11 protein-coding genes are annotated in these 13,614 nt (G+C 31.7%); all 11 read left to right on the forward strand.

The annotated features are described in order from the left end of the window. The first annotated feature begins 2 nt into the window (after positions 1-2). The 11 genes from CHB67_RS12910 (at position 3) to CHB67_RS12960 (ending at position 13,314) form a co-directional block, all read left to right on the forward strand. Positions 3-938 carry a DUF58 domain-containing protein gene (locus CHB67_RS12910; RefSeq protein WP_089382199.1) on the forward strand — a complete coding sequence of 312 codons (936 nt, stop codon included), beginning with the start codon at positions 3-5 and terminating at the stop codon, positions 936-938. After that, entirely contained in the window at positions 935-1,441 is a 507-nt protein-coding gene (locus CHB67_RS12915) for a DUF4381 domain-containing protein (protein WP_089382200.1), read from the forward strand. The genes CHB67_RS12910 and CHB67_RS12915 overlap by 4 nt, the downstream gene beginning before the upstream one ends. Continuing rightward, complete coding sequence (locus CHB67_RS12920; protein WP_089382201.1) at positions 1,434-2,438, forward strand: VWA domain-containing protein; 1,005 nt, start codon at positions 1,434-1,436, stop codon at positions 2,436-2,438. Before CHB67_RS12915 ends, CHB67_RS12920 begins: the two co-directional genes overlap by 8 nt. After that, the gene (locus tag CHB67_RS12925) at positions 2,431-4,155 is read left to right on the forward strand and encodes a VWA domain-containing protein (protein ID WP_089382202.1); all 1,725 of its coding nucleotides are present in this window, start codon (positions 2,431-2,433) and stop codon (positions 4,153-4,155) included. The genes CHB67_RS12920 and CHB67_RS12925 overlap by 8 nt, the downstream gene beginning before the upstream one ends. Beyond that, positions 4,149-5,486: a BatD family protein gene (locus tag CHB67_RS12930; protein ID WP_089382203.1), complete on the forward strand. Its 1,338-nt coding sequence runs from the start codon at positions 4,149-4,151 to the stop codon at positions 5,484-5,486. Before CHB67_RS12925 ends, CHB67_RS12930 begins: the two co-directional genes overlap by 7 nt. 210 nt (positions 5,487-5,696) lie before the next feature. Further along, the gene (locus tag CHB67_RS12935) at positions 5,697-7,232 is read left to right on the forward strand and encodes an arylsulfatase (RefSeq protein ID WP_089382204.1); all 1,536 of its coding nucleotides are present in this window, start codon (positions 5,697-5,699) and stop codon (positions 7,230-7,232) included. A gap of 117 nt (positions 7,233-7,349) precedes the next feature. Then, on the forward strand, positions 7,350-8,909 hold the full coding sequence (locus tag CHB67_RS12940) for an arylsulfatase (RefSeq protein WP_089382205.1): 1,560 nt from the start codon (positions 7,350-7,352) through the stop codon (positions 8,907-8,909). 69 nt (positions 8,910-8,978) lie between these two features. After that, complete coding sequence (locus CHB67_RS12945) at positions 8,979-10,001, forward strand: HAD family hydrolase (RefSeq protein ID WP_089382206.1); 1,023 nt, start codon at positions 8,979-8,981, stop codon at positions 9,999-10,001. Positions 10,002-10,117: 116 nt separating this feature from the next. Further along, a complete protein-coding gene (locus CHB67_RS12950; RefSeq protein WP_089382207.1) occupies positions 10,118-11,113 on the forward strand; it encodes a GntR family transcriptional regulator in 996 nt (331 codons plus the stop codon). A gap of 31 nt (positions 11,114-11,144) precedes the next feature. Beyond that, positions 11,145-12,296, forward strand: a complete 1,152-nt coding sequence (gene galK / locus CHB67_RS12955; RefSeq protein ID WP_089382208.1) for a galactokinase — start codon at positions 11,145-11,147, stop codon at positions 12,294-12,296. Between the two features lies 1 nt (position 12,297). Next, positions 12,298-13,314, forward strand: coding sequence for a UDP-glucose--hexose-1-phosphate uridylyltransferase (locus CHB67_RS12960; RefSeq protein ID WP_089382209.1), 1,017 nt, complete (start codon positions 12,298-12,300; stop codon positions 13,312-13,314). The last annotated feature ends 300 nt before the right edge of the window (positions 13,315-13,614 follow it).

Below are 13,614 nucleotides of genomic sequence, written 5' to 3' on the forward strand. Positions count from 1 at the left end.
CTATGAAAAATAATTCAAAATATCCAGCTGATATATTTGTTTCACTTCAAGATTTGTTGCGAATGGAACATATTGCCTCAGGTTTTAGTTTTTTAGCTAAAAAGCAAAAAGTACGAAGTATTTTAGGAGGAAAACATGCATCTAAATTACGGGGGCGTGGATTAGATTTTGAAGAGGTTAGAAATTATGTAGCTGGTGATGATATTCGGAATATTGATTGGAAAGTAACCGCACGCACTCAAAAAACACATACCAAAGTATTTAGTGAAGAAAAAGAAAAACCTGCTTTGATTGTTGTAGATCAATCTAAGTCTATGTTTTTTGGTTCTCAAAAAAAAATGAAATCGGTAGTAGCAGCAGAATTGGCTGCGTTGGCTGCATTTCGAATTTTAAAAGAAGGAGATAGAGTTGGAGGTGTTGTTTTTGCTGATGACGGTATAGACATTGTGTTTCCAAAAAGAGATCGTAAAAATATAGTAAGATTTTTAGAGAAAATTGTAACAAGAAATCGAGAACTAGCAACTTCAATTCCATTAGATTTTCAAGCATCTTTAAAAGAAGTATTTGCTAAAATTAGAAATATTGTTACCCATGATTTTCTAGTTATTATTATAGGTGATTTTCATAGATATTCGCCTGAAGTGGTTAAAAGTATCATACAAATTTCACAACATAATGATGTGATTTTGTCTAAAGTATACGATCTAATGGAACGAACTATTCCATCAACTTCCTTAATAGCTGGAGACGGAGAAAAGCAATTGGTAATTGATGGAAGGAATAAACAAATAACAGCTAATTTTGAAAAAGGGTTTGATCAAGATTTTGCTGAGTTTTCTGCGCAAATGAAAAAACACCGAATTCCTATTATTTTAACGGATACGGTTACCAATGTTGAAGAGCAGTTAAAAGAAACTTTAAAAGGACGTAAAAAATGAACATAAAACTCTTTTTTATTTCTTTGTTAGTTTGTCTTCAACAAGAAAAAGTTATCAATAATATTGGGCCAATTTTAGAGCCTGATCCTGTATTGTTTACTTTTGAAACTAAAGGTTGGTTGGTGTTAGGAATTCTAGTTTTTATTTCAATTTTAATCATAGCGTTAAAGTATTATAAATCGTACAAAAAGAATTTGTATAGAAGAAACGCTCTTAAAAAATTGAAAGCTATTCAAAGTGAAAATTCTAAAAATCACCTTAAAATAAATCAGTTAAATATTTTATTGAAACAAGTGGCAATCACCACATTTGGACGAGAAAAAGTTGCAAATATGTATGGTGAAGATTGGTTGTTATTTTTGGAATCGACTTCTAAAAACACAAAATTCAGTAATTATTCAGTTGTTTTTTCGAATGCGATTTATGAAAATGAAGATGTAACTGAAGTAGATTTTAAAACAATTATTCAATTAACAAAAAACTGGATACAGTCTCATGCCTGAAAATTTTGAAATAGCGCACCTTTGGGTATTTTGGTTGTTGCCTTTGCCAATATTAGTGTATTGGTTGCTACCTCCATTGCGTTTAAAAAGTGCATCATTGGCTATTCCTAATTTTAAAAAAGTTGAAGAGTATACTGGTGAAAAACTTCGTAATTCAGCTTTAATTAAAAGAAAAGGTTTTTTTAAAGTTGTATTTTTATTTATAATTTGGGTCTTATTATTAGGTGCTATTTCATCTCCACAATTGGTTGCAGAACCTGAGTTAAAAGTGAAAACCTCGCGTAATTTTTTAATTGTTGCTGATATTTCTTTTAGTATGGCGCAAAAAGATTGGGTAAATAATGGTCAAAAAGTAAGGCGTTGGGATGGAGTAAAAAGTGTAGTGCACGATTTTATAGATAAACGAGAAGGTGACAGAATGGGCTTGATTTTTTTTGGGTCAAGTGCTTATATTCAAGCGCCATTTACACCCGATTTAAAAACTGTTGATGAAATGTTGGAAGGCGCTGATGTTGGAATGGCAGGACAAATGACAAACATTGGAAAAGCCATTGTGAAGGGAATTGAAATGTTTGATCAAGACACCATTAAAACCAAAGTAATGTTGTTGTTAACTGATGGAATTGATGCCGGAACCGATATTTTGCCGTTAGATGCAGCTGATTTGGCTAAGAAAGATTCTATTTTAGTATATACAATTGGAATTGGAGATCCAAATAGTGGTGGTTCAGATTTAGATGAAAGAACGCTGGAGCAAATTTCAGAATTAACAGATGCACAGTATTTTAGAGCCATTGATTCTGAACGTTTGAATGAGATTTATGAAGAATTAAATAAACTAGAACCTATAGAGTTTGAAGAAGAAGAATTTAAACCAAAAACATTGCTCTATTTTTATCCCTTAGGTTTGGCTTTATTTTTAATCATTTTACAATCGTTGGTGTTGAGTTTATTTAAAGTGTTGAAACAATTAAAAAATAAAAATTCCAATGGTTGATAGCTTTAAAAATATTGATTGGGAGAATTTCCACTTTTTAAGACCTGAGTTTTTATGGCTTTTTGCGCCATTAGCATTCATTTTAATTTTTCTATTTATAAGTTTTAATGAAGAAGTAAAATGGAAAAAAGTAATTGCACCTCACTTGCAACCTTATGTGATTAAGAAGGGAAGTGAATCCTTAAAAAAATGGATGCAATTTATGTTAATTGTCGCAGTTTCAATTGCTACACTTGGAGTTGCAGGGCCAACTTGGAAAATGGCTGAAATTCCAGATAAAAAATTAGAAACTCCTGTGGTTATAGCTTTAGACTTGTCGCAAAGTATGATGGCTACGGATATTCAACCAAACAGGTTAGAGCGAGCGAAATTTAAAATGAAGGATTTGTTGGCTGAAAACCCAAGAGCACGTATTGCTTTGGTAGGTTTTTCTGGATCTGCTCATACCATTGTTCCTTTAACAAGAGATTATAAAATTTTAACCACACATTTAGACGGTCTTTCGCCTAAAATGATGCCTTTTTATGGAACAAATTTAAAGGCAGCTCTAAAAGTTATAGATACTATTACTGCTATTACAACGGCAACAGCAAAGTTAATTTTGGTGAGCGATGATTTTACCGAAGAGACCTTTAATTTACTTAAAAAGTATGTTTCTCAAGGAAATGTGATTGTTGAAACTATAGCAATGAATACGATTCAAGGAGCTGATGTTCCTGCTGTTTACGGTAAGGGATTTTTAAAAGATTCGAAAGGTAAAACAGTACACTCAGCTTTAAATTCTGAAATGTTAAAAAAATTAAATTCCATTGAAAATATCCATGTAAATGCATTAACGTTGGATACTAGTGATATGGAATTATTGGCAAAATCTATTCGAAGCAATTTAGAGTTCAACCAAGAAAATGAAGATGTAAAAAACGATTGGCAAGATGAAGGATATTGGCTAATTTTTCCACTAGTGTTTTTAGTTTTATTATGGTTTAGAAAAGGTTGGGTAATTTATTCGTTACTTATTTTGGTTAGTTTTTCTTCATGTAGTTCTGAAAAACCGTTTAAAGATTTATGGTTTACTAAAGATTATCAAGGTCAAAAATTAGCAAACAATGGAAATTATAAAGGTGCGGCAGAAACATTTAAAGATCCTTTAAGAAAAGGAGTAGCTTATTATAAAGATCAAAATTACGAGCAAGCCATACAAGCTTTTCAGAAAGATACCACAGCTATGGGTGCTTATAATTTAGGAATTAGTTATTATAAAAACGGAGATTATGCTGCAGCCGAATTGGCTTTTGGAAGAGCAGTAGAAATGGATCCTGAGAATACTGAAGCTCTTAAAAATCAGCAACAAGCTCAGCAAATAATGCAAGGTGAAAATGAAGCGAGTGTTGAAGATGCAGAAGAGGCCGCAAAAGAAAAGCCAACTGCAAAAAATGAGCAAAATAAAAGTCCGGAAGATTTAAGTGGTGGCGGTCAAGAAGCTACTAAAAAGGACATGGAAAAGGAGCGTTTAGAAGAAACCGTAAATACCGATGTTAGAAAAGGAAAAGAATTAGATGAGGTGCCTGACGATTTTGAGTCGGGGAAACAAAACAATTCTCAGAAAGTTTTAATGCGTAAAGTTGATGATGATCCGGCACTGTTTCTAAAACGAAAGTTTTTATATGAGGTGAAAAAAGAAGGAATAAAACCTGAAAAAAACATGGATAAATGGTAAGGGCTAAATTTAAATATTATCATTTTATAATATTGCTTTTTATAAGCTATTCATCTTTAGCGCAATCACATTTATGGAGCGATGTTAGTATTGCTAAAAGTAGTGTTTATGTTGGTGAACCTGTTCAAGTAACGGTTTCGGTCTATACTTCAACCTGGTTTACTTCAGGTATAAACCCTGGAAATATTAAAGTAAACGATGCTTTTACAGTTTATTTTAGATCATTAAGTACTTCAAAAATAATTAAAGGAAAAACCTATGCTGGTGTACAGTTGTTTTTTAATGTTTTTCCGTATGATGATACTGATATTGTTTTTCCTGAACTTGAGTTTATTGTTGAAACACCAGATGTAGGCGGATTTAAAGGAGTGAAACGAAAAGTAAAAACATCTTCTAAAGTTATTAAAGTAAAATCTATTCCGGTAGGTTTTAATAAAAACGATTGGTTGGTAACTTCTAATATGACGGTTGCTGAAAATTGGTCATCAAATAAGAATGAAGTAAAAGTAGGCGATGTTTTAGAACGAAAAATCACAAGGAATGTGGCTAATATTGTGGCTGAATTAATTCCTCCAATTATTTGGGATTCTATTTCAACTATTAGTTTATATCCAACACGATCAACAGTAAAAAGTAATAAAACAAAAACAGCTATAAGCGCTACACGAGTTGATGGAGTTCGCTATTTATTTGAGAAAGAAGGAGAAGTTGTTGTTCCTGAAAAGATATTGACTTGGTATAACCCCCGCGCTAAAAAATTATTTAAACGAACTTTAAAAGGCTTTACCATAAAGGTGTTGCCAAATCCTAATTTGGGAATGTTAGAAAGTGTTCGTGATTCTTTACAAATAACAATGCCTATTAAGGGCGAAGGAATTGTTGAAGATGTGCCAAGAAAAATAGTAGGTTTAACTGTTAGGCAATTTATAATTGCGTTGTGTTGTCTTCTACTAATCTGTTATTTATTATTTAAAATAGGTGGTAAAATTCTATTGTTTTTAAAAAATAGGAAAATAGCTTATTTGAATTCAGAGCAATACAATTTTGATCAATTCATAAAATCATTAAAAACAGGAGATTCAAGTGTACAAATTAATTCATTTTATAAATGGATTAGCATGTTAAATCTAGAAGAGCCAACACTCAACTATTTTGTATCCAAGTTTGGTTCTAATGAATTACTCCAAATAATAAAGGAATCGGTAAATAAACAGCAGGGAAATAATTTTCCAACTGCTAAAGCAAAGGATTGGTTAAAACTGCGAACTAATTATTTAACATCAAAAAAGAAAGATTTTGGTGGTCAATCAAAAGATTGGGTAAATCCTTAACAATTAGGTAATAATTATTTTATTTGGATTCATTCTAAATTAATTTATATTTGATAAAAAATATTGTTAAAATTTCGAAACAAATAAAACGTTTAAAGTATAATTGTTTTTTTTAAACAAAAAAGTTATATTTGTTTAACCTCTTTATTATATGGTAAATGAAAATTTCCTAAATTCTAAAACAAAAACTATAATTAAAATTAAATAAGTATGAAACAAATGAAAGCAAAGTATATCTCATTAATGTTACTTAGTGCATTTTTTATGTTCAGTTTAACTAACATGAGTGCACAAACAAAAAAACCAAACATCCTTGTTATTTGGGGTGACGATGTAGGTTATTCCAACATTAGTATCAACAGTCAAGGTATGATGGGGTATCAAACACCAAATATTGACCGTATAGGTAAAGAAGGTGCTGTATTTACCGACTGGTATGCACAACAATCATGTACAGCAGGTAGAGCTGCTTTTATTTTGGGTCAACACCCATTTAGAACAGGTTTGCTTACAATTGGAATGCCAGGAGCAAAACAAGGTATCCAAGACGATCAGCCTACCATTGCTGAGCTGTTAAAAACACAAGGTTATACTTCAGGACAATTTGGGAAAAATCACTTAGGAGATAGAGATGAACATTTACCAACTAACCATGGGTTTGATGAGTTTTTTGGAAATTTATATCACTTAAATGCTGAAGAAGAGCCAGAAACTTATTATTATCCAAAAGATCCAGAATTTCATAAAAAGTTTGGACCAAGAGGTGTAATTCATTCTTACTCTGACGGAAAAGTTGAAGATACAGGTCCATTAACAAGAAAGCGTATGGAAACTGCAGATGAAGAGTTTACAGCCGCTGCAATTGCATTTATAGAAAAAGCACATGCAAAAGGTCAACCATTTTTTGTTTGGTTAAGTGCTACTCGTATGCATGTTTGGACGCATTTAAAAGAAGAAAGCGTTGGTGTTACTGGTATTGGGTTGTATCCTGATGGAATGGTAGAGCACGATAAAGCTATAGGTGTTGTGTTAGATAAATTAGAAGAGTTAGGTATTATAGATAATACAATTATTATGTATTCTACAGATAATGGTGCTGAGAAATTTACGTGGCCTGATGGAGGTACCACTCCTTTTGCAGGAGAAAAAGGATCTACTTGGGAAGGTGGATTTCGTGTGCCAAGTGTAATAAGGTGGCCAGGTGTTATTGAGCCAGGGACTATCAATAACAATATTCATTCGCATGAAGATATGATGCCAACTTTATTGGCTGCAGCAGGTGTTCCAGATGTAAAAGAGAAGCTATTAACGGGCTTTAAAGCAAATGATAAAACTTTTAAGGTGCATTTAGATGGGTACAATATGATGAATGTTTGGAAAAAAGGCTCAACTGTTGAGCACCCAAGAAAAGAGATTTTCTATTTTGATGCAGGAGGAAATTTAAATGCATTGCGTTACAATAATTGGAAAATACATTTCACAATTATGGAAGGTTCTATTAACGAAGCATATAGAAAAACACCAGCTTGGCCACTAGTTATTAATTTAAGAGCTGATCCATTTGAGGTTTCTTGGAAATCGTCAATGTATACAAGATGGTATGGCGATAATATGTGGTTATTTGTGCCTGCACAAGAATTTGTTGGCAAATTTTTGATGTCTTTCAAAGATTTTCCACCTGTACAAGGAGGTTCTTTAGGAATTGATAAAGTGGTACAATCATTAAGTGCTAGACCTCAAAACTAATGACTATTAAATAGTTATATAAAAAAAGCAGCCCAATTTAGCTGCTTTTTTTGTAAATTAATTCTATATTCTAAAAATTAATATCTAATTTTAAAGGATAATCAAAAAATAAGATTTATGAAAATTACAAAATTTAAGAGTTTCTATCTTTTTGCTATGATAGGAGTATTTATGGTGTTCAATTCTATGGAAGTTTTGGCGCAAAAGAAACCAAATATATTAGTTATTTGGGGAGATGACATTGGGCAATCAAATATTAGTGCTTATACAATGGGACTAGTAGGGTACCGAACACCTAACATTGACAGAGTTGCAAAAGAAGGTATGATTTTTACAGATTATTATTCAGAACAAAGTTGTACAGCAGGAAGGTCTTCATTTATTATGGGGCAAAGTGTACTTAGAACAGGTTTAAGTAAAGTTGGAATGCCAGGAGCAAAAGAAGGTATTTCATCAGATGATCCTACAATTGCTGAATTGCTAAAACCGTTAGGCTATAGAACAGGTCAGTTTGGAAAAAACCATTTAGGGGATAGAGATGAGCACTTGCCAACAAATCACGGATTTGATGAGTTTTATGGTAACTTATATCATTTAAATGCTGAAGAAGAACCAGAATTACCAGATTATCCAGATCCAGCTGAATATCCAGATTTTAGAAAAAAATATGGACCAAGAGGTGTAATTCATTCAACTGCTGATGGTAAAATTGAAGATACAGGTCCTTTGACAAAAAAGAGAATGGAAACAATAGATGATGAGTCTATTGCTGCTGCAAAAAAATTCATTACTGCCGCTGTTAAATCTGGAGAACCATTTTTTGTATGGTGGAATGGTACAAGAATGCATTTTAGAACACATGTAAAAGAAGAATTAAGAGGTATTTCTGGACAAAATGAATATGGAGATGGAATGCTAGAGCATGATATGCATGTTGGTGAATTATTAGATTTATTAGATGAGTTAGGTGTAGCAGACAATACAATTGTACAATATGGTACAGATAATGGTCCGCACAAAAATACGTGGCCTGATGCAGGTGTAAACCCATTTAGAGGAGAGAAAAACACCAATTGGGAAGGTGGATGGAGAACACCATCAATGATTCGTTGGCCTGGGCAAATTGAAGCTGGTTCAGTTTCAAATGAACTTATTTCAGGTATGGATTGGCTACCAACATTCTTAGCGGCAGCAGGAAATGAAAATGTAAAAGATGAGTTGTTAAAGGGAAAAACAATCAATGGGAAAACGTATAAAGTTCATTTAGATGGATATAACTTTTTACCATATTTAACGGGTAAAGTAGATAAAGGTGCTCGTATCGAATTGTTTTATTTTTCTGATGATGGTGATTTAATGTCATTTAGATATAATGATTGGAAAATAAATTTCATGGAGCAAAGAGCTCAGGGAACGCTACAAACATGGGCAGAACCTTTTGTTACATTAAGATTGCCAATGATTTATAATTTAAGAAGAGATCCATATGAATTTGCAACAGTTACATCAAATACTTATTATGATTGGTTAATGGACCATGCATTTCTGTTAGTTCCGGCTCAAGATATAGTTGGGAAGTTTTTAATGACGTTTAAAGAATATCCTCCACGTATGAAAGCTGCAAGTTTTAATTTAGATCAAGTGATGGAGAAGTTATCAACTCCTACAAGTAACTAAAAAAAATATTAATAAAAGGGCTTCTCATATTTGAGAAGCTTTTTTTGTTTAATTATAAAATTCAAAAAAATGAAGAAGTATGTAATCCTTTTTGTAGTAACTGCATTTTTTGTAACAGTTTCTTGTAAAAATGAAAATTCTCAAACAGCAAGTTCAGAAAAGTATCAATCTGATCCTCTTCCATCTTGGAATGAAGGAAAATCAAAAGCATCTATTATTACTTATGTGAATGATGTTACTAATAGTGAAAGTCCAAATTTTATTCCTGTTTCAGAAAGAATTGCAACCTTTGATAACGATGGAAATTTATGGTCTGAGCAACCTGCGTATTTTCAATTGTTTTTTGCAATAGATAGAGTTAAAGAAATGGCAGCAGCACATCCAGAATGGAAAACACAACAACCATTTAAAGCGGTTTTAGAAAATGATATGGCTGAGTTGGCTAAACAAGGAGAACATGGTTTAATTCAATTGGTAATGGCTACACATGCAGGCGTTACAACTGATGAATTTGATGCCGATGTTAAAAACTGGATTGCAACAGCTAAACATCCAACTAAAAATGTTGGATTTAATGAATTGGTATATCAACCAATGTTAGAATTGTTACAATATTTAAGAGCTAACGATTTTAAAACCTATGTTGTTTCGGGTGGTGGTGTAGATTTTATGCGTGCTTTTGTTACGGAGATTTATGGTATACCAGAAGAACAAATTTTAGGTTCTCGCATAAAAACAGCATTTGATTATAACAATGGAAATCCTGTAATTAAACGTTTGCCTGAATTAGATTTTATTGATGATAAAGAAGGGAAGCCTTTAAATATTCAAAAAATTATTGGTAAAAAACCTGTTTTTTCTTCAGGAAATTCTGATGGAGATTTACAAATGATGCAATGGGCAGCTTCTAATAAATACAAAAGTTTTATGCTGTATGTCCATCATACTGATGAGGTGCGTGAATGGGCTTATGATAGAGAATCGCATATTGGTCGTTTAGATAAAGGTTTAGATCAAGCAAATAATAATGGTTGGACTATTATTGATATGAAAACAGATTGGAAAGTTATTTATCCTTTTGAATTAAAGTAATTTAACTCGCTAAATAACGTGTGTAAGGTTAGTTTTTTGCTAACCTTTTTTTTTGTGTTGATAAAAAAACAACAACTAGTAGGTACTAGTATGGTTTTTTTTCATACATTTGAATTATGAATTTAATTTTAATTGAAGATAGCGTTGGTGTTCCTAAGTACAAACAAATTGTTTTGTCTGTTGAAAATGCTATTTCAAATGGAAAGTTAAAGAAGGGTGACTTGATTCCTTCAATAAATGGTGTTTGTAAAGAATTCTCTATTTCTAGAGATACCGTTTTAATGGCTTATAATCAATTAAAAGGACGTGGTATTATTCATTCAATTCCAGGTAAAGGCTATTATATTAAAAGTGAAAACTTAGGGTTGTCGCAAAAAATATTTGTGCTTTTTGACGAGTTAAACGCCTTTAAGGAAGATTTATACAATTCATTCTTAAAAAATATTGATGAAGATGTACAAGTAGATATTTTCTTTCATCATTTTAATTATGATGTATTTAGTAAATTAATTTATGACAGTATTGGTAATTACAATTCTTATGTAATTATGCCTGCAAATTTAAAAGACACGCATTTAGTTTTAGATAAATTGCCAAAAGAGAAAGTGTATATTTTAGATCAAATGCATGCAGAACTTTTAGATTATGCTGCAGTTTTTCAAGACTTCGAAAAGGATATTTACAAGAATTTAAAAAAAGGAGAAACATATTTAAAGAAATACAATAAACTTATTTTATTATTTCAAGAAAGACAACCTTTAGGAATGTTAACTGGCTTTGAGCGTTTTTGTAAAGAGCACTCATTTAATTTTGAAGTGGTAAATTCTTTTGAAGATCGAGAGCCTAAAAAGGGAGAAACCTATATAATTCCAGACGATCGTAATTTAATAAGAATTATGAAAAAAATATTGAGTTCACCACTAAAATTAGGAGTTGATATTGGTATTATTTCATACAATGACACTCTGTTGAAAGAAATTATTGAAGGAGGAATCACCACAATTTCAACCGACTTTAATAAAATGGGGGAAACATTAGCAAAAATGATTATTGATAATGAACATCAACAAATTGAAAATTGTAATTCCTTTATTTTAAGGAGTTCATTATAAAAAAGTAGAAGCATAAATCAAATATAGCGTAATGAATACTGAATTAAAAAGTAAAATAGCTCAAGAGTTTTTAGAAAACTTTAATGAAGAGCCAATATTAATTTTTTCACCAGGGAGAATTAATATCATAGGAGAACACACTGATTATAATGACGGATTTGTATTTCCGGCAGCTGTTGATAAAGGAATAATTGCAGCCATAAGCAAAAGTAATTCAAATGAGAGTGTTGCTATTGCAAGTGATTTAAACGAGAAATTTGAATTCTCAATAGATAATGTAGCTCCTTTAAAAGATGGCAATTGGAGAAATTACATTTTAGGAGTTGTGGGAGAAATTCAAAAGAAAGGAATTGAAGTTGGAAATTTTAATGTGGTATTTGGGGGCGATATTCCAAATGGCTCAGGAATGTCATCTTCAGCAGCATTAGAGAATAGTATTGTTTTCGGTTTAAATGATTTGTTTGACTTAGGGCTAACAAAAGAAGAAATGATTTATATCTCACAAAAAGCAGAACATAATTATGTGGGTGTAAATTGTGGTATTATGGATCAATATGCAAGTATGTTTGGTCAAAAAAACAAAGCCCTGTTGTTAGATTGTAGAACCACTATTGCTACACCTTTTGAAATTGATTTTGAAGACTACGAATTGTTGTTAATTAATACAAATGTAAAGCATAGCCTGGCTGATAGTGCCTATAATAATAGAAGAGCAGTTTGCGAAAATGCTGCTTCATTATTAAATATGAAAGCTCTAAGAGATGCTTCTGAAGAAGATTTATTAACTATTAAAAATAAAATTTCAGAAGAAGATTACCAAAAAGCATTGTTTGTTATTCAAGAAAATAACAGGGCGCAAGAAGCATCAAAAGCTATGACAGCTAATGATATTGAAAAGTTAGGAGCATTAGTTTTTGGATCTCATGACGGTTTGCAAAACCAATATCAAGTAAGTTGCGATGAGTTAGATTTTTTGGTGCAATTGGCAAAAGAATATGACAATGTAATTGGTGCTCGAATGATGGGAGGCGGTTTTGGCGGTTGTACCATAAACATTGTTAAAAAAGGAAAAGCGGCTACTTTTTATAAATTGGTAGCGCCATTATATAAAGAAAAGTTTAATAAAGAATGTTCACCTTATTCTGTAAATATTTCAGAAGGAACTCATAAAATAGTAAAGTAATATGCATACAGATTTACAAGATTATTCTCACAAAAGATACAATATTCTAACAGGAGAATGGGTACTAGTTTCTCCACATAGAGCAAAACGTCCTTGGCAAGGGCAGCAAGAATCACTTTCAAAAGAGGTAAGGCCTTCTCATGATGAAAGTTGTTATTTATGCGCAGGAAATACTAGAATTAATGGTGAAATTAATCCAGATTATAAAGGTGCTTTTGTGTTTACAAACGATTTTGCAGCACTTCAAAATGATTCTCCAACATTTTCTTTGAATGAAGGATTGTTACAAGCTCAAAGTGAAACGGGTATTTGTAAAGTAATATGTTTTAGTCCAGATCATTCCAAAAGTTTAGCTGAAATGTCTGTTGAAGCTATTGAAAAAGTAGTGGATACTTGGAAGCAAGAATATGAAACTTTAGGAAAAGAGGAAACGATTAATTACGTTCAAATATTTGAAAATAAAGGTGCGGTTATGGGGTGTAGCAATCCACATCCACATGGTCAAATTTGGAGTCAATCTTCTTTGCCAAATGAAGTTTTTAAAAAAGATGCAAAGCAATTAGAATATTATACAAAAAATAATAGCACAATTTTAGAAGATTATGTTCAGCAAGAATTAGGTTTAAAAGAACGTATTATTTTTGAAAATGATGCTTTTGTTGTGTTAGTTCCTTTTTGGGCGGTTTGGCCTTTTGAAGCAATGATTTTACCAAAAAAAGCGCAAAAAAGTATTAGTTGCTTATCTGTTGAAGAGGGAAAACAGTTTGCTGAGGCAATTTCGGTTTTAACCCAAGCTTACGATAAATTGTTTAACTGTTCTTTTCCGTATTCAAGTGGAATTCATCAAGCACCAACTAATGGTGAAGATAATAAGCATTGGCATTGGCATATGAGTTTTTATCCACCATTATTAAGAAGTGCAACTGTTAAGAAGTTTATGGTAGGTTATGAAATGTTTGGATCTCCTCAGCGAGACATAACTGCAGAAATTGCAGCCAAAAGATTAAGAGAATTATAAGTTATAAATAAGACGAAATAGTATCAAACAATTTATGAATTAATAAATATATTTGAAACTTAAACGAATAGTATATAAAATAAACCATTTGTCCTCTTTTATTCACCAATTAGACCTAAATGTGATTTTTATTTTTATAATATTTGTTCCTGATATTTTAAAATTGAATATTTAACCAACAAACATTAATATATTATGACAACAGATTTTGGATTTTGGGATTACCTCATTTTCGTAGCCTATGCAGTACTTATTTTAGGTGTAGGATTATGGGTTTCCAGAGATAAAAAAGGACATGAA

Source organism: Lutibacter agarilyticus (assembly GCF_900188235.1).
In the GTDB taxonomy this organism is placed as follows: domain Bacteria; phylum Bacteroidota; class Bacteroidia; order Flavobacteriales; family Flavobacteriaceae; genus Lutibacter; species Lutibacter agarilyticus.